18 protein-coding genes are annotated in these 16,240 nt (G+C 54.1%); 12 read left to right on the top strand and 6 right to left on the bottom strand.

The annotated features are described in order from the left end of the window. Positions 1 to 7: 7 nt before the first annotated feature. The 6 genes from fadD to yoaA all read right to left on the bottom strand — a co-directional run bounded on the left by fadD (position 8) and on the right by yoaA (position 6,689). Positions 8 to 1,663 (bottom strand): long-chain-fatty-acid--CoA ligase FadD, encoded by a 1,656-nt coding sequence (gene fadD / locus J0A66_RS07285; RefSeq protein WP_338143871.1) that lies wholly within the window; start codon positions 1,661 to 1,663, stop codon positions 8 to 10. Positions 1,664 to 1,779: 116 nt separating this feature from the next. Continuing rightward, positions 1,780 to 2,628 carry an alpha/beta fold hydrolase gene (locus J0A66_RS07280; RefSeq protein ID WP_206573128.1) on the bottom strand — a complete coding sequence of 283 codons (849 nt, stop codon included), beginning with the start codon at positions 2,626 to 2,628 and terminating at the stop codon, positions 1,780 to 1,782. Between the two features lie 159 nt (positions 2,629 to 2,787). Then, positions 2,788 to 3,480, bottom strand: coding sequence for a Slp family lipoprotein (locus tag J0A66_RS07275; protein ID WP_206573127.1), 693 nt, complete (start codon positions 3,478 to 3,480; stop codon positions 2,788 to 2,790). 147 nt (positions 3,481 to 3,627) lie between these two features. After that, on the bottom strand, positions 3,628 to 3,942 hold the full coding sequence (locus J0A66_RS07270; RefSeq protein WP_206573126.1) for a hypothetical protein: 315 nt from the start codon (positions 3,940 to 3,942) through the stop codon (positions 3,628 to 3,630). A gap of 119 nt (positions 3,943 to 4,061) precedes the next feature. Beyond that, positions 4,062 to 4,745, bottom strand: a complete 684-nt coding sequence (gene tsaB / locus J0A66_RS07265; RefSeq protein WP_206573125.1) for a tRNA (adenosine(37)-N6)-threonylcarbamoyltransferase complex dimerization subunit type 1 TsaB — start codon at positions 4,743 to 4,745, stop codon at positions 4,062 to 4,064. Continuing rightward, the gene (gene yoaA / locus J0A66_RS07260; RefSeq protein ID WP_206573124.1) at positions 4,746 to 6,689 is read right to left on the bottom strand and encodes a DNA repair helicase YoaA; all 1,944 of its coding nucleotides are present in this window, start codon (positions 6,687 to 6,689) and stop codon (positions 4,746 to 4,748) included. A gap of 268 nt (positions 6,690 to 6,957) precedes the next feature. Here yoaA and J0A66_RS07255 point away from each other — a divergent pair, with 268 nt between their 5' ends. From J0A66_RS07255 to J0A66_RS07200, 12 genes are all read left to right on the top strand, one after another. Continuing rightward, positions 6,958 to 7,437 carry a Na+/H+ antiporter subunit E gene (locus tag J0A66_RS07255; protein ID WP_206573123.1) on the top strand — a complete coding sequence of 160 codons (480 nt, stop codon included), beginning with the start codon at positions 6,958 to 6,960 and terminating at the stop codon, positions 7,435 to 7,437. Then, positions 7,438 to 7,749 carry an MrpF/PhaF family protein gene (locus J0A66_RS07250; RefSeq protein ID WP_241264063.1) on the top strand — a complete coding sequence of 104 codons (312 nt, stop codon included), beginning with the start codon at positions 7,438 to 7,440 and terminating at the stop codon, positions 7,747 to 7,749. Then, positions 7,749 to 8,057 (top strand): monovalent cation/H(+) antiporter subunit G, encoded by a 309-nt coding sequence (gene mnhG, locus J0A66_RS07245; RefSeq protein WP_206573122.1) that lies wholly within the window; start codon positions 7,749 to 7,751, stop codon positions 8,055 to 8,057. The genes J0A66_RS07250 and mnhG overlap by 1 nt, the downstream gene beginning before the upstream one ends. Positions 8,058 to 8,059: 2 nt before the next feature. Next, positions 8,060 to 8,647: a DUF4040 domain-containing protein gene (locus tag J0A66_RS07240; protein ID WP_206573121.1), complete on the top strand. Its 588-nt coding sequence runs from the start codon at positions 8,060 to 8,062 to the stop codon at positions 8,645 to 8,647. Continuing rightward, the gene (locus J0A66_RS07235; RefSeq protein WP_206573120.1) at positions 8,625 to 9,047 is read left to right on the top strand and encodes a Na(+)/H(+) antiporter subunit B; all 423 of its coding nucleotides are present in this window, start codon (positions 8,625 to 8,627) and stop codon (positions 9,045 to 9,047) included. The genes J0A66_RS07240 and J0A66_RS07235 overlap by 23 nt, the downstream gene beginning before the upstream one ends. After that, complete coding sequence (locus J0A66_RS07230; RefSeq protein ID WP_206573119.1) at positions 9,044 to 9,403, top strand: cation:proton antiporter subunit C; 360 nt, start codon at positions 9,044 to 9,046, stop codon at positions 9,401 to 9,403. Before J0A66_RS07235 ends, J0A66_RS07230 begins: the two co-directional genes overlap by 4 nt. Continuing rightward, a complete protein-coding gene (locus J0A66_RS07225) occupies positions 9,400 to 10,878 on the top strand; it encodes a proton-conducting transporter transmembrane domain-containing protein (RefSeq protein WP_206573118.1) in 1,479 nt (492 codons plus the stop codon). Before J0A66_RS07230 ends, J0A66_RS07225 begins: the two co-directional genes overlap by 4 nt. Continuing rightward, complete coding sequence (locus tag J0A66_RS07220) at positions 10,875 to 12,341, top strand: proton-conducting transporter transmembrane domain-containing protein (protein WP_206573117.1); 1,467 nt, start codon at positions 10,875 to 10,877, stop codon at positions 12,339 to 12,341. The genes J0A66_RS07225 and J0A66_RS07220 overlap by 4 nt, the downstream gene beginning before the upstream one ends. A gap of 5 nt (positions 12,342 to 12,346) precedes the next feature. Beyond that, positions 12,347 to 12,583 carry a hypothetical protein gene (locus tag J0A66_RS07215; RefSeq protein ID WP_206573116.1) on the top strand — a complete coding sequence of 79 codons (237 nt, stop codon included), beginning with the start codon at positions 12,347 to 12,349 and terminating at the stop codon, positions 12,581 to 12,583. Next, entirely contained in the window at positions 12,576 to 14,264 is a 1,689-nt protein-coding gene (locus J0A66_RS07210) for a Na(+)/H(+) antiporter subunit D (RefSeq protein WP_206573115.1), read from the top strand. The genes J0A66_RS07215 and J0A66_RS07210 overlap by 8 nt, the downstream gene beginning before the upstream one ends. 324 nt (positions 14,265 to 14,588) lie before the next feature. Further along, positions 14,589 to 14,984: an H-NS family histone-like protein gene (locus tag J0A66_RS07205; RefSeq protein ID WP_206573114.1), complete on the top strand. Its 396-nt coding sequence runs from the start codon at positions 14,589 to 14,591 to the stop codon at positions 14,982 to 14,984. 338 nt (positions 14,985 to 15,322) lie between these two features. Beyond that, the gene (locus J0A66_RS07200) at positions 15,323 to 16,240 is read left to right on the top strand and encodes an AAA family ATPase (protein ID WP_206573113.1); all 918 of its coding nucleotides are present in this window, start codon (positions 15,323 to 15,325) and stop codon (positions 16,238 to 16,240) included.

The following is a 16,240-nucleotide window of genomic DNA, read 5'->3' as shown; positions in this document are numbered from 1 at the left end:
GTTTTGGTTAACCTTTGAGCTCCCGTCGCAGAATTTTACCCACGTTGGTCTTGGGCAACTCGTTGCGGAACTCGACTTTTCTCGGCACCTTGTAGCCGGTCAGGTGTTGGCGGCAATGGGCTATCAGCGCCTCTTCGGTCAGGGAGTCCTGTTTTTTGACCACAAACAACTTGACCATTTCCCCGGTGCTCTCACTGGGCACTCCCACGGCTGCCACTTCTGCCACACCGTCATGCATGGCGGCCACTTCCTCGATTTCGTTGGGAAACACATTGAAGCCGGACACCAGAATCATGTCTTTCTTGCGATCGACAATATAAAAACGGCCCTGTTCATCCACTTTGGCGATGTCGCCGGTGGCCAGCCAACCGTCCTTCAGTACTTCATTGGTGGACTCCTGGCGGTTCAGATATCCAAGCATGACCTGAGGGCCTTTTACGTGCATTTCGCCCGGCTCACCTGGAGCCACTTCCTGGCCCTCGTCATTCAGCAGCCTGATATCCGTGGATGGTAAGGGCATGCCTATGGAGCCGTTATACTCCTTGGTCATGGTCGGGTAATTGATGGTCACAACCGGCGAGCATTCTGTCAGGCCGTAGCCCTCCAGCAATACATGGCCGGTCACCCTGGCCCACTTTTCCGCCACCGGACGTTGTACTGCCATGCCGCCTCCCAGGGCAAACTTGAACCTGCTGAAGTCCAGGTCTTTGAATCCCGGGGTATTAAGCAACCCGTTAAACAGGGTATTGACACCGGTCAGCACCGTAAAGGGATACTTGCCTAACTCCTTGACGAACCCCGGCATGTCCCTGGGGTTGGTAATCAACAGGTTCTGACAGCCATACTTGACAAAAGTCAGGCAGTTGGCGACCAGAGCAAAGATATGGTAGAGGGGCAATGCCGTCACCACCAGTTCCTCGCCTTCGTCAATCACCGGGCTGAGTAAAACGGATATTTGCTCCAGGTTCGCTACCAGATTCCGGTGGGTCAGCATGGCACCTTTGGAAACGCCTGTCGTACCGCCGGTATATTGCAAAAAGGCGATATTGTCACCTGTAACCTCAGGCCGCTGATAAGGCAGGGACTTGCCTGCGCTGATAGCCTCCATAAAGCTTTTACTGCCAGGTAACGAAAAGGCCGGCACCATTTTTTTCACATGTTTGACCACCAGATTGACGATCCAGCGTTTGGGGACAGGCAACATGTCTCCCAGTTGGGTGAGAAATACCTGCCGGATCTGTGTTTCACCGACCACCTGTTGCAGGGTATGGGCAAAGTTCTCGACGATAATGATGGCCTTGGCTGCCGAATCGTTCAGTTGGTGTTTGAGTTCCCTGGCGGTATACAGGGGATTGACATTGACTACTGTCATACCGGCCCTGAGCACACCAAAGATCGCTACAGGATTCTGGAGCAGGTTCGGCATCATAATAGCGACAGCATCGCCCTTCTTAAGCTGCATACTTTGCAGATAGGCGGCGAATTGGCGAGTGTATTGATCCAGCTCCCTGTAGGTCATTTCATGACCCATATTGATGAAGGCTACCTTGTCGGCAAACTTTTCCACCGATTGCTCGAAGATATCCAGTATGGATGCGTAGTGATCCGCATCTATCTCGGCAGGAATATTACTTGGGTAGTGTTCGAGCCAGATTTTTTCCACATTGCCTCCTAGCGGCATTTTCTAATTATTGTAATGCTCTTCCGATCGGCAGGGTTTCGACCGGGAAATCCAATAGTAGCCAAAGCCCGGACAAAGATAAATCAGAAAAGTTGCCGCTATTTCTGGTCAACCTGAGCCCAAAAGCGTCGAATATGCTCGGCAACGGCGTGTGGGTTATCCATATGTACGTGATGTCCCCCCTCCGCCTCGGCAATTTGCAGTTGTGGAATGAGATTGGCCCGTTGCTGCTGATTGACCTTGATCTTGTCAAAGCCCTGACTGCCCATAATCGTCAGCACAGGGCAGCGAATCTGCTGCAGGAAAGCCTGGGCCTGAGCTTCTGTCATACGCAAGGAAGAGATGGTACGGAGGCGTCGGTCGGTGCGCCATTTCAACTCATCTTCTTCTTTCAGATTACGATCCGCTAACAAACTGGCGGCCTCCCGGCCGAGATCACCGGCCAGCATCCGGGCCGTGACCGCCCTTTTGCGACTGGGAGGATGGCGGGCAGGCTTGCTGTCTATCTCCAGGCGACTGAGTACGGACTCCCTCAGTTGCTGCGGACTGGACTGCTCATCCCTGCTCAGGGGGCCAAAGGCTTCTATCATGACCAGCGAGGCAATCCGCTCGGGGAAGGTGGCTGCGTAGAGAGAAGAGACAATACCGCCCATGGAATGCCCCAGCAGATGACAGCTTTGCCAGTCCAGACTATCCAGCAGTTCATGGATATCCTGCACCCAGTCCACCAGATGATAGTGGGCGTCGGCACTGCGATGCTCCGAATGGCCATGGCCGGCAAAATCCACCGCCACTATATCCATATGGTCAACATAGCCACTGATGGGAACAAAACTGGCGGCATTGTCCAGCCAGCCATGCAGGGCAAGCACTTTGGGGCCCTGAGGATTGCCAAATCTCAATCCACTTAATGTCAGGTGCCGCAGTGGCAGGCGTATCTCTTTCATTTGACTCCGGGTTGGTCGGCAGGCAACGAGCTAACAGTTAATCATGCCTGGCCCCATAAGAAAAACCCCTCTTTTGGCCGGTAACAAAAAAGCGGCATCTTTTTGCCGCTTTTCCTGCCAGCCTTCGCCGCCATTCAATATCAGGCGGCAAGGATTTGCCTAGTGCTGTTGTATCTTGCCCATTTCATTACGTTTAATCCTGGGCACCTGTGGCGAATCATTGCGGGGTCTGAGCACTTCAGGGGCTCGCCCGTCGTCACTACCCAGATCGGGCCTGCTCGGAGACGGATGGCCGACGGAGACAGGGGTGCGACTGCGTATTATCACCCGTTGATGGTAAGGCCACATATGCCAGCCATACCAGCCGTGATAGGGGTAGGGATAATAACCAAAACCGAATGTGGTGACATCCACCTGCTGGACTTCACGCCACAGGTGATATCCATCGGCCTTAATAGCCGGGAACACATAATCGTGTTCACCCACCCGATCGGTTTCACTGCCCAGCACTTTCCCGGTAATGGTCAGGCTGCGTCCCGGCTTGAATACCATAGGGTCAAGAAAGCCGTCGATGTAAACCCTGAAGCGTCCCATGCTGTCATCGCTGACTGAGGGGCGGCCATAGCTGCGTAAGGGATAATGGACCACCTCCACCAGTGTGGCGTCCTGCTTGTTGGTCACCTCGGCAATCACACCGCCCCAGCGAACCTGATTTCCAGCGGTCTGCTGAGGATTGGCGGACACCTGCTGATAACTGAGCAGATTGGTCCCTTCCTTTACCTGTAATTCATCGGGCAGGGTTGAACACCCCGCCATCAGTAAAATGCATCCTGCCAACAATATTTGTTTCATAACCACCTCTATACACTGTTCCCGGACATCCTGTTTGTCCTGTTACCTTACCACAATTATTGTGCCCGTAACTGAACCCGTACTGAACTTAACAGCCATATGTACGACCAGGTCTTTGAATTAAGTAAGGAAGAAGCATGACGGGGACTAAACGTAAGTGTCGATGCCCATGGACTGATGGATCTCTTCGCGCACCTGGCTTCGAGCCAGGCTTTGATACGCTTCTATGGCCTGACGGTTCCGGGATTCGGGCTGATCGTAAAACTGTTGCTGCTTACGGTACTTGTCCGCCTGGACCTGGACCTCTTCACTACCCTGGCGGGCTACGACCTGGGTGCGGGGAAATTCTGTGGGAGCATTGTCGGACTGCTGGCGCGGGTTGACCTCCCTGGGCGGCGGCTTGGCAGCGGGATTGAGAATCAGTCCTTGTTGTGCGGCAATCAGTGAGGATTCTATATCCACTCAATATCCCAACGGGAGTCTGCTCCCTTACAGCTTAGTGTCAGACCTATTGACCAGGCAAGATGGGTTCAGACAGTTCTACGCAAGATTCGTTCCAAACAAATTAAGGACTCCCACTACTATTCCCTGCCGGGCAACTTTTTCCAGGTGACCTTATCGCGTAGATAGATTGGCTGGATGTCCTCTACAGAGGTTGCCCGCCCCTGAGCAAATGCCGACGCCACCAGGGGCAGCATATATTCTGCACAAGGATAGAGGACTTCTTCCTGCACACGGACTCTAGCCCTGTCCGGTAAGGTTGAATAGGCCTGCCATCCACTGCCCACCCCGGTCCAAGCCGATTGTTCGCCGGGAAGCCTGGCTTGAGGAGGAGGCAGCACCGCTTCGGGCCCCACCAGTCGCATTAAACCGTTGCTCTCCTCGAAGCAGCCCCAGTAAACCTCATCCATTCTTGCATCAATAGCCGCCGCAACGCGGCGGCAGCCCTCAAGTTGAAAGGCCTGCTGCGCCATGGCCGCCAGGGTGGAAACCCCAACCACAGGCAGCGCGCTGCCCAGTGCAAGGCCTTGGATCATGCCGGTGGCTATTCTCACGCCGGTAAAGCTGCCAGGCCCGCGTCCGAATCCCAGAACATCCAGTTGTTCCAAATCCGCCCCCGCCTCTGACAGCAACTCATCCACCATGGGCAACAGCCTCTGGCTGTGCTGCTGGGGACAGATCTCAAAGCGACTGTAGGTTTTGCCTGCCAGGCTCAGCGCCGCAGAGCAGGCCTCGGTGGCGGTATCTATTACCAGAATATTCATTTACGGGGATACTCTCACTGTCTCAGTTGGGTCATGTATCTGTTTAAGAAAGCTCAGTGCCTGATCCAGGGCCCGTGTGCGGCGCATATCCGGCAGACTCGTCAGGAAGGTCTTTCCGTAATCACGGGTCACCAGGCGATTGTCACATATTACCAGTACCCCTCTGTCTGTGGTATCGCGGATCAACCTGCCAGCCCCCTGTTTGAGAGAGAGAACTGCCTGGGGGATCTGGATCTGAGCAAAGGGATTGCCCCCGGACTTGCGGCAATCCTCTATTCTGGCCTGCAACAAGGGATCATCAGGGGAAGCAAAAGGCAGCTTATCGATTAATACACAGGTCAGATCGTCGCCGCGCACGTCCACTCCCTCCCAGAAGGCGCCGGTACCCAGCAGTACCCCGTTTTTGGACTCCAGGTAGGCCTCCAGTAATGCGCGCTTGCTGGTACTGCCCTGGACCAGTATCGGATTGGTTATCTGGCCCTCCAATGCACCTGCCACCTCCCTTAGCATGGCATGACTGGTAAACAGCAGAAAACAGCGTCCCCGGCTCGCTGCGATCAACTGCCTGGACAGTTCCACCAAGGTTTGTCGCATGGCGTATGCACTGGGCTCAGGCAGATACCTGGGCACACAAAGTAAGGCTTGTTGCTGATAGGCAAAGGGACTGTCGAGACTCAGGGTCCTGGCATTGGCCAACCCCATCTGACGGGTAAAGTGCTCAAAGCCTGTTCCAACCATTAAGGTGGCAGACGTAAAGATCCAGCTTCGTTTCGGCTCTGCCATATAGGCGGCAAATCGCTTGGCAATGGAAAGCGGGGTCAGATGCAAGACAATATGCTTGGGGGTGGTTTCGTACCAGAGGCTCACCCCCGCCTGCTGTTTGTCGGTCAGGGCATCCAGTTTGCTGCGCGCCTGTACACAGCGCTCATAGAGGCTGTCCAGATCCTTATCCCTGCCCAGATGCAGCTTCAATACCTCATAAACCAGTTTGAGCGCTTCAGACATCTTACCGATCTGGAGTTGAATGTCCTGCCGTTCAAGCATTTGTCGCCAGTTGCCTTTTTGGGGATCATGGGGAAACAGCAGCCGCAGATCCATGGCGATCAGCCTGAGCTTCTCAGCCACTTTGCTCAGTTGAGCCGCATCCTTAAGGCTGGTGCGATAGACCAGTTCCATGTCGCCGGCCAGCTCCTGTAATTGTCTGCTGGACAGGGCTTCACCGAAATATTCGCTGGCGATATCAGGGATTTGATGGGCCTCGTCGAACAGAATCAGATCTGCTTCTGGGATCAGTTCCCCAAACCCCGTATCCTTGAGCGCCATATCGGCAAAAAACAGATGGTGGTTCACCACCACCAGATCCGCTTCCAGGGCATTGCGTCTGGCCCGAACCAGATAACAGTCCTCGTAATCCGGGCAATCCTTACCCAGACAATTGTCGGTGGTAGAGGTAACGAAGGGTAAGACTTTGGCGTCCTCAGGCAGACTCCTTAGCTCTCCCATATCCCCTGAACGGGTGGTCGTCGCCCATTGCCTGACCAGGCTCAGTTCGTGCAAGGTCTGTTTTTCAAACAAGGTGCTACCGCCCCCATGCTGAGCCAGGCGATGCAAACACAGATAATTGGCCCTTCCTTTTAACAGGACGGTTTTCTTGTTGCTGGCCAGAGCCTGCTTAATCAGGGGCAGGTCACGGTGAAACAACTGCTCCTGCAGATTCTTGGTGCCGGTGGAAACGATGACCTTTTGGTCACTCATCAGTGCTGGGGCCAGATAAGCAAAGGTCTTGCCGGTGCCGGTGCCTGCTTCCACCACTAACTGCGACTTTTCCTGAATGGCTTCCTGCACAGCCTCAGCCATCTGGGTCTGCGCTTCTCTGGGGACAAACCCTCTGATAATGCTGGCCAGTTTCCCCTGCTGGGAAAAAAATTCTTTGATTGTTGGCATCTGTTCTCCAGTCCATCCCCGGCCCTGCCCGGTGGCCCTGCCAAATTTGCGCGGCGGGATTATACCAACCCTGTGGCCATATTGGACGGTCAGGGGAAAATTTACCTGTCTGCATAGTCGCAGCGGACCTGTTTCGATCCAAAAATTACAAAGTCCCGTAAAAATAATCTAACCTGTTGATAACACCTTGAAAAAGGGAATGCTTGGAACGCTTGTCGGTGAGAGCGGCCGCATAAGTCAAAGAACGAAAATAATGATGGAGGAAGACATGCTCGCACCTTACGTCAGTCTGTTTCTGTTCCTGTCTCTGGCCTGGTGGGTTCTGTCCGGCATGCCCCAACCCCTGATGCTGGCGCTGGGTCTGTTGTCCGTGTTCCTGACTTTGCTGATTTCTTTCAGGCTGCGCCTGGTGGACTGGGAAAGCCACCCTGTCCACCTGCTCAATCGTTTGCCGGGCTTCTGGCTTCGTCTGTTTACCCGAATTGTACTGGCCAATATTGATGTGCTGCTCAGAATCCTGGGGCTGCGTGCCATAGATCCTGCCGTGTTGAAACTCCCCCTACCTTACCGGAAGGATCTTAGCAAGGCGGCCTATGCCAACGCCATTACCCTCACACCCGGCACTGCCAGCATTGAGCTTACCCAACGATATCTTCGCGTGCATGCCCTGTCTGCCAGCCATAGCAAGGAGTTGGTTCAGGGCCAGATTGCCCGTCTGGTGGGTAACCTGAACCGGGAGTCCGAATAAATGAGTCCGTTGCTGATTGGCGCAACGGCCGCCATCCTGGTCACCATGGCCCTGGCGCTGGCCAGGGCGCTGCTCGGGCCCAGCCTGTTTGATCGAATCCTGGCCATCAATACGTTCGGCACCAAGAGCGTTCTGCTGGTAGCCCTGCTGGCCTTTATGACAGGTCGGGAAGACCTGCTGGACATTGCCTTGCTTTACTCACTGCTGAATTTTGTTGGTGTGGTTGCCGCCCTGCGCCTGGTTGAAAAGGGTCGATATTTCGCCTTCGAAGACATGGACCACCCCGACAAGCATAAGGAGAATGGCGCCTGATGATAATTGAATGGGCAAGCCTTGTCTGTCTCGCGCTGGGCGGCCTGCTGAGCATGGCGGGCGGCTTGGGTCTGCACCGGTTCCCGGATTTTTATTCCCGGCTGCATGCCGCCGGCTTGTCTGACACCCTCTGCGTTGCCCTGATTATGCTCGGGCTGGCTTTTCAGGCCGGGCTGACGCTGGTGTCGGTCAAATTGTTTCTGATCTTCGCCTTTTTGTATTTTACCAATCCCACCGCCAGTTACTGCCTGGGTCATGCGGCCTGGCGCTCCGGCCTCAAGCCGTACCGTCGCGGACAGGAGTCTTGAACTTGGAAAGTCTCCTCGATCTGATACTTATGATATTTCTGTTGATTATGGCGCTGGCTATCCTGCATACCCGGCACCTGCTGGCCATGGCGATGCTGTTCGGTTTGTACAGTTTTCTGATGGCGGGGCTGTTTCTGCTGATGGACGCTCCGGATGTGGCATTTACTGAAGCCGCCGTTGGGGCGGGCATCTCTACGGTGCTGATGATCGTGACCCTCGCTGTCACTGGCATCCACCGGGAACGTCCGGGTCGGATACACTGGCCGGCTCTGTTCGTGGTCATGCTGACTGGCGGATTGTTGCTGGCCGGGCTGAGCCAGTTACCAGCGGTAGGCGACCCGGCCTCCCCGGCCACTCTGGGTGTAGCCCGTCATTATGTCGAACATGCCGCTGAGGAAACCGGCGTGCCCAATCTTGTCACTGCGGTACTGGCCAGCTACCGGGGCTTCGATACGCTAGGAGAAGTCGTAGTTGTCTTTACCGCCGGACTTGGCGTGCTGCTGCTGTTGGGATTGGACAGACGCAAGCCCAGAATCAGGAAACGTGCGCGAAAAGAAGGAGGTGACAGTGAGACCAGACCTGCTGCTTAAGGTGTTGGCGAAGTTCCTGATCCCCTTCATTCTTATCTTCGCCTTCTATGTACAGTTTCACGGTGATTTCAGTCCGGGTGGGGGCTTTCAGGCCGGCGTCATCATCTCTGCCGCGGCGGTACTCTATGTGCTGGCCTTTGGCCTGGAGCTGGCCGAGCGGGGCATACCGCTACGGGCACTGCAATACCTGTCCAGCACCGGAATACTGCTTTACACAGGGGTGGGGGTGGCCTGTCTGCTCAAGGGCGGAAACTTTCTGGACTACAGTGTCTTGCTGGATAACGACGTGGCCGGCCAGCACCTGGGAATTATCCTGATCGAACTGGGGGTCGGCATTACCGTGGCCAGCACCCTGACCCTGATATTTTTTACCTTTGCCCACTGGAGCCGTCATTCATGAGCCTGTTGAGCATCGACCACCTGTATTACTGGGTGATCGTCATATTGCTGATGTTGGGTATGTACTCCATGATCGCCAAGCCAAACCTGTTGAAAAAACTGGCCGGACTGAGCATCTTCCAAAGCGCCATCTTTCTTTTTTACATCAGCCTGGGAAAGCAGACCGGCGGCACCGCACCAATTATTGCACCGGGCTATGACACTTATGCGAACCCCCTGCCCCATGTACTGATGCTGACAGCCATAGTGGTCGGTGTTGCGACCGTAGCCCTGGGCTATGCCCTGATCATCCGTATTCGCGATGCCTACGACAGCATGGAGGAAGATCAGATACGTGAGCAGGATGATCAGGCGTGATTGAAAATCATATGACCATAATGCTGGTGGTGCTGCCAATGCTGGCGGCCCCTCTTATTGCCCTGTTGCCCAGTAAAAACCTGAGTTGGGGGTTGGCAATTTTGACGGCAACTCTGCAGCTTTATCTGGCTGTAAACGTATTGCTGGATGTCCAGGGAGGCACAGCGATACACTACGAATTGGGTGGCTGGGCGCCCCCCTGGGGAATCAGCTACCGCCTGGACAGCCTGAACGGGCTCATGGCACTGCTGGTCTGTCTGATTAACTTCGTTTGTCTGCTCTACGCCAAGGCCAGTATCGAAGCCGAGATACCGGGCCGTAAGCTGGGACTGTTTTATGCCACCTGGCAACTGGTGGTGACTGGATTGCTGGGTATCGTACTGACCGGCGATATCTTCAATCTGTTCGTATTTCTGGAGATTTCCTCACTCTCCACCTACGCCCTCATCGGCATGGGCCGCCAACGCCAGGCGCTGATGGCAGCCTTCCAGTACCTGCTGAGCGGCACTCTGGGTGCCAGCTTTTTTTTAATTGGCGTGGGACTGTGCTATGCCGCCACGGGCACCCTGAATATGCAGGATCTGGCCAGCCAAATCGGCCAGTCCGACCAGCCAATGACCCTGTACAGCGGTTTTGCCTTTCTCTTTACCGGCCTGCTGCTCAAGGCAGCCATCTATCCTTTGCATGCCTGGCTGCCCAATGTGTATCAGTTTTCCCCCCAGGCCGTCAGTGCCCTGTTGTCAGCCACCTCCACCAAGGTTGCCTTGTATGTTGTCGTTCGCTGCCTGCTGGATGTGTTTGGCGTTGAGTTTTCTTTGAGCCGTCTGTTCGCTGATCTGTTACTGCTGGCAGGGTCCCTGGCCATTCTGTTTGGCTCTCTCAGAGCAATTCAACAGACTGATCTGAAGCGCCTGCTCGCCTATTCCAGCATCGCGCAGTTGGGTTACAGCGTGGTCGGATTGGGACTACTGACGGTCACCGGGCTCTCAGGCGCACTGGTTCATCTGTTCAACCATGGAATCACCAAGGCTGCCCTATTTATGGGAGCTGGAATGCTGGCGCTGGGCCCGGGCACTACCTTGCTGACACGGCTGGCCGGCGGTACTCACCGGCCCTGGCTGTTGCTCCTGTTTCTGACTGGCGGTCTGAGTCTTATCGGCTTTCCGGGGACAGTGGGATTTATCAGCAAGTGGATGCTCGCCCTGGCGGCTATTGAGCAGGGTCATTGGTGGCTGCTGGTGGTCATTCTGCTCGGTTCCCTGCTGGCTATCCTGTATGTCTGGAAGTTTATCGAGACGCTGTATTTTGTGCCCCAGAATCCGCCTGAGACTTCCACCGGCCCTGTGCCAGGCAGGGGGATGTGGCTGGCCTGCGGCCTGCTTTGTCTTGCAATTGTCTACTTTGGTCTTGATACACGATTCACTCTGGGTGTGGCCATGGACGCCGCCCGTCAATTGCTGGGAGTTCATCCATGAGTTGGCTGATGTGGATTATGCTTACCCCCCTGCTGACGATGGCCCTGGTATGGCTGCTGGAACGCTGGCCCAACTTGCGCGAAGCTGCCAGCCTGGCCGGTGGTTTATCGCTTTTTATGCTCTGCCTCTGGGGATGGCGGCATGAGCTGCATCTGTCAAATGAGACGCTGATTCTTGCAGAGCCGCTGCCAGGTCTCACCCTCAGCCTTGCACTGGAACCGCTGGGATTGATGTTTGCACTCATGGCCAGCAGCCTGTGGCTGGTCACTACCTGCTATGCCATTGGCTATATGCGCGCCCACCATGAGAAGCAGCAAACCCGCTTCTACAGCTGTTTTGCCCTGGCCATTGCCAGCCTGATGGGTCTGATCCTGGCAGCCGATCTACTCACACTGTTCCTTTTTTACGAGCTGCTGACCCTGTCCACTTATCCCCTTGTAACCCACTCGGGCGATGAACAGGCCAAAGCCAGCGGGCGGCGTTATCTGGGTCTGTTGATGGGTACCTCTATCAGCTTGTTGCTGCCGGCGATACTGCTGGTATGGTATCTCAGTGGCAGCGTCAGCTTTGTGGCCGGCGGGTTGCTGGCCGACCGACTCTCGCCATTTTGGACCGGCATGTTGTACCTGATGTTTCTGCTGGGCATCGGCAAAGCTGCCCTGATGCCCCTGCATGCCTGGCTGCCTGCCGCCATGGTAGCCCCGACCCCTGTCAGCGCCCTGTTGCACGCAGTGGCGGTGGTCAAAGCCGGCGTGTTTTCCATTCTGAAAATCAGCCTGTTCATCTTCGGCCCCGTCCAATTACAGCAGGCATTGGTCCAAGAGTGGCTGATTTGGTTTCCTGCCCTGACCATTTTGCTGGCTTCTTTTGTCGCCATCAGTAAGGACAACCTCAAGGAACGACTGGCCTATTCGACCATTAGCCAGCTCAGTTACATAGTGCTTGGGGTTATGCTGGCCAACCAACTGGGCATGCTCGGCGCCAGTCTGCATATCCTGATGCACGGGTTTGCCAAGATCAGCCTGTTCTTTGCCGCCGGTGCTATTCTGGTCACCACCCATAAAACCCGAGTCAGCGAACTGGCCGGAATGGGTCGCCGGATGCCCTTCACCTTTGTGGTTTTTACCCTGGGCAGCCTGAGTATTATCGGTCTGCCCCTGTTTGGCGGCATGTGGAGTAAATGGTATCTGGCACTGGGCAGCATTGAGGCCAGACACTGGCTATTACTGGCGATCCTGATGGTCAGCTCGCTGCTGAATATCTATTACCTGCTGATTATTCCGGTACAGGCCTTCTTCAGCCAGTCGAGCCAGCGCAGCACCGTCCGGGAAGCACCCTGGCCCTGCCTGCTGGGCATGGCCGCTCCATCGGCTATCTGTCTGCTATTGTTCTGGATGCCCGAGCCTTTTATTAGGTTGATTCAATCGGGCCTGAACCTGGCCTTTGCCAACACAGGAGGATAAGTCTGATGTCAGGATTTTTTGATAAAGCCAACCACATCAAATGGATTCTGCGCAGTTTCTATGGCCTTTGCGTACTTCTGCTGGTGTTGGATTTCCTCCTCCATCGGCATCATTACCTGCAGATTGAGAAGATCCCCGCCTTTTATCCCCTCTTTGGTTTCGTTGCCTGTGTGACGCTGGTAGTGGTGGCCAAGTGGATGCGCCGGTTGCTGAAGCGTGATGAGGATTACTATGATGGCTGAGTATCCTCCCTTTCTGAACTTCTATCTGGCGGCGCTGTTCTATCTTCTGCTCAGTCCCCTGTTCGGCCCCAGATTACGGTTCCTGTTGCCCCTTGTTCCCCTGCTGAGTCTGGGGCAGTTAATTATACTGTCTCCTGATGCCAGTTGGAGCTGGCAACTTGCATCCTTGTCCATGGAGTGGCTCAGGGTCGACAAACTGAGTCTGTTGTTTGGCTATCTGTTTCACCTGGCGGCCTTTATTGGCTTTGTTTACGCCTTACATGTGAAAGATACGCTGCAGCAGGTCAGCGCTCTGCTGTATGCAGGGAGTGCTTTGGGAGCGGTCTTCAGTGGCGATTTGCTCAGCCTGTTTCTGTTCTGGGAGATGATGGCAGTTAGCTCCTCTGGACTGGTGTTTGCCCGGCAAACACAAACAGCCAGGGGTGCCGGCATACGCTATCTGATTGTACAGGTGCTTTCCGGCGTATTGCTGTTAAGCGGTGCCCTCGTGCAGTTCCAGCAGACAGGCACCTTGCGCTTTGACGCCATGCAGGCTGACGGGATTGCAGGAGGCTTGATCCTGTTCGCTTTTGGTATCAAATGTGCCTTTCCCTTGCTGCACAACTGGCTGGTGGATGCCTATCCTGAGTCCACCGCCTCAGGTACGCTTTTTTTATCGGCATTTACCACCAAGGTTGCCGTCTATGCGCTGGCCCGGGGATTCGCAGGCACTGAGCTATTGGTATATATCGGCGCCATCATGACCTGCTTTCCCATATTCTATGCCGTCATCGAAAATGATCTGCGCCGGGTCCTGGCCTACAGCCTCATCAACCAGCTCGGCTTTATGGTCTGTGGTGTGGGCTTGGGCACCGCCCTGGCGCTTAACGGGGCGGTAGCTCATGCCTTTGCCGATGTGATCTTCAAAGGATTGTTATTTATGTCCATGGGCGCAGTATTGCACCGGGTGGGTCATACCTTGGGTTCGGATCTTGGCGGCCTGCACAAGACCATGCCCAAAAGCACGCTGCTGTGCATCATTGGCGCCGGATCCATTTCAGCATTTCCCCTGTTCAGTGGTTTCGTTACCAAAAGCATGATCATGAGCGCGATGATTGAAGCTGGCCATGACTGGCTTTGGCTGGCACTGCTGTTTGCCTCGGCAGGGGTTTTCCATCATGCCGGTATTAAGATCCCGTTCTTTGCCTTCTTTGCCCATGATCGGGGACTCAGACCGAAAGAGGCGCCTGTGCATATGCTGTTTGCCATGTCCATGTCCGCCTTTTTGTGCCTGTTGATTGGAATGTTTCCCCAGCTTCTGTACCGGCTTCTGCCCTGGCAGATGAACTACTGGCCTTATGACCTCACCCATACCCTCACGCAATTGCAGTTGTTATTTTTCTCTGCGCTTGCCTTTGTCTGGTTGAACAAGCAGGGTATTTATCCGCCGGAACTAAGATCCGTCAATCTCGATTCAGACTGGTTATACAGGAAATACTTGCCCAATATGGCCCGGTGGCTGTGGTCTGTGCGAGAGTTCACCCAACCCGGTATTGCAAGGGTCCAGTCTGTCATACTCAGACCTTTTTCCCATCAGTCCGGTCTGACAGCATTTGACACCAGTCAACTTTTATTAAAACTCCTGCTTGGACTGGCAATTTTAATTGGCATTGGGCTGCTCAGTAGCGACTTATTCAATTAAGATAGGGATCGTAAAGGACGAATTGTTACAAAAAAGATCAAAGATAAACCTGTGCCTCACACCGTCTGGTAGACTTTATAAACCCAAGAGTATAATCCAGCTCCGGCCATGGACATTTTTGTGGGTCAATATTCTGACGGAAACGTTAGGTTGGTCACTGGAAATAAGTAATAGTCCTTTACCATTGGTTGAATTTAATTCTTTGTTCGGTATTTCAGCCTTTTCATGATGATTTACGCCAGTTATCTATTGCAAAAATATTATACACACCGTATTTTTATACATACCCCATCAAAAATATCAACTCAGAAATAAGGTGACCGAATGAGTGAATTTATCAGCATTTTAACCCACGCACGACGCTTGCAGGCTGCCGTCAAGGATCTGTCAGTAGCAGAATTGGAACAAGTTGCCGAGAAGCTAGATGCTGTTATTGAAAACAAACGCGAGCAGGAAGCTGAAAAGATCCGTGAACTGGAAAAGAAACAAGCCCTCAAAGACGCTATCCTCAGACAGATGCAGGAAGCGGGGCTGGATATCGATGACCTGGCAGGCGCAGATAAACCCGCAGGCGGCAAAAAAACCGGACAGAAGCGCCCCATCAAATATCGTTATACGGATGAAACGGGTACAGAACATACCTGGACAGGTATTGGCCGTACACCAAAAGTCTTTGCTAAATTAAAGGAGCAGGGAAAACTGGATAGTTTCGCAGTTTAACTCTTACCTTTTCTTCTCAGGCCGGCTCTGCCGGCCTTTTTTGTTTATACCAGGTTATCAAAGCCTATAATCTTCAAGGCAACCACTATGGCATGCTTGCCAAACTGGTAGTAAAAAGTCACAACGGAGATTCCAGAATACCATCAGGTTGAGGCCCATCTGAGTCCTGGCGATTAGGTTCCTTCTTATTGCGACCAGTCGGTAATGGTATGACAAACGACGTAAAGCCGGCTTTTGTTAATCTCCAGTCAGGACAGCTATGGTTATACAGAGGCCATCGGTAAATGACCGTCATTTAGCTGTATACGCAGGCAGCGAATCCACTACAAGGTATTAAGATGCAGACACAGATCCAGCAAGCCGTTGAGCAAATCAGCACTCTGATTCTGGGAAAACAGCAGGAAGTTCGCCTGGCTTTGACCTGCCTGCTTGCGGGAGGGCACTTGCTGATTGAAGATTTGCCCGGCATGGGAAAAACCACCCTCTCCCATGCGTTGGCACAGGTTTTCGGACTGAATTTCTCCCGCATCCAGTTTACTTCGGATTTATTGCCGGCCGACATGCTGGGGGTCAATATATTCGACAACCAACAACAGAGCTTTCGCTTTCATCCCGGCCCGATATTCAGTCAGGTCGTGCTGGCAGATGAGATCAACCGGGCAAGTCCCAAGACCCAAAGCGCGCTGCTTGAAGCAATGGAAGAACATCAGGTGAGTCTTGACGGCAAGACACACCATTTGCCTGAACCTTTTTTTGTCATCGGCACGCAAAATCCGGTTCATCAGGCCGGCACCTACCCGCTGCCGGAATCGCAACTGGACAGGTTTCTGATGCGGGTTCAACTGGGCTACCCCAACTGGCAGGCAGAGAAGAAAATGCTCCAGCAGCCCCAGGCCGACCGCTCTGTCAGACTGAAACAGGTTATTGACATCCAGCAGTTGCTGAGGTTGCAACAACATCTGGGCAAGATTCACGCCTCGGAGGGAATTCTGGACTACATATTGCGACTGGTAACCTTCAGTCGTGAATCCGATCTCTTTGCCAATGCTCTCTCTCCCAGAGCAAGCAAAGCCATTTTGCAGGCCGCCCGCAGCTGGGCTTTGCTGCACGAGCGTGACTATCTGATCCCGGAAGACATACAGGCCGTGCTGCCGGCAGTGGCGGAACACCGCCTCAGAGCCGCATTGGCGGAGCACCAGAGTAAGTCCAGCCTGAGCCGACAGTTGCTGGAGCACGTTGATCCACTGGCAGCCTGA

Source organism: Bowmanella dokdonensis, assembly GCF_017254865.1.
In the GTDB taxonomy this organism is placed as follows: domain Bacteria; phylum Pseudomonadota; class Gammaproteobacteria; order Enterobacterales; family Alteromonadaceae; genus Bowmanella; species Bowmanella dokdonensis.
This window is presented reverse-complemented; position numbering and strand designations above follow the sequence as displayed.

Coding starts and splice junctions, on each gene's coding strand:
- J0A66_RS07250 (WP_241264063.1), top strand. CDS start 7,438: ATGAGTCCGTTGCTGATTGGCGCAACGGCCGCCATCCTGGTCACCATG.
- J0A66_RS07200 (WP_206573113.1), top strand. CDS start 15,323: ATGCAGACACAGATCCAGCAAGCCGTTGAGCAAATCAGCACTCTGATT.
- J0A66_RS07215 (WP_206573116.1), top strand. CDS start 12,347: ATGTCAGGATTTTTTGATAAAGCCAACCACATCAAATGGATTCTGCGC.
- J0A66_RS07255 (WP_206573123.1), top strand. CDS start 6,958: ATGCTCGCACCTTACGTCAGTCTGTTTCTGTTCCTGTCTCTGGCCTGG.
- J0A66_RS07220 (WP_206573117.1), top strand. CDS start 10,875: ATGAGTTGGCTGATGTGGATTATGCTTACCCCCCTGCTGACGATGGCC.
- J0A66_RS07275 (WP_206573127.1), bottom strand. CDS start 3,480: ATGAAACAAATATTGTTGGCAGGATGCATTTTACTGATGGCGGGGTGT.
- J0A66_RS07230 (WP_206573119.1), top strand. CDS start 9,044: ATGAGCCTGTTGAGCATCGACCACCTGTATTACTGGGTGATCGTCATA.
- J0A66_RS07210 (WP_206573115.1), top strand. CDS start 12,576: ATGGCTGAGTATCCTCCCTTTCTGAACTTCTATCTGGCGGCGCTGTTC.
- tsaB (WP_206573125.1), bottom strand. CDS start 4,745: ATGAATATTCTGGTAATAGATACCGCCACCGAGGCCTGCTCTGCGGCG.
- J0A66_RS07205 (WP_206573114.1), top strand. CDS start 14,589: ATGAGTGAATTTATCAGCATTTTAACCCACGCACGACGCTTGCAGGCT.
- yoaA (WP_206573124.1), bottom strand. CDS start 6,689: ATGCCAACAATCAAAGAATTTTTTTCCCAGCAGGGGAAACTGGCCAGC.
- J0A66_RS07280 (WP_206573128.1), bottom strand. CDS start 2,628: ATGAAAGAGATACGCCTGCCACTGCGGCACCTGACATTAAGTGGATTG.
- mnhG (WP_206573122.1), top strand. CDS start 7,749: ATGATAATTGAATGGGCAAGCCTTGTCTGTCTCGCGCTGGGCGGCCTG.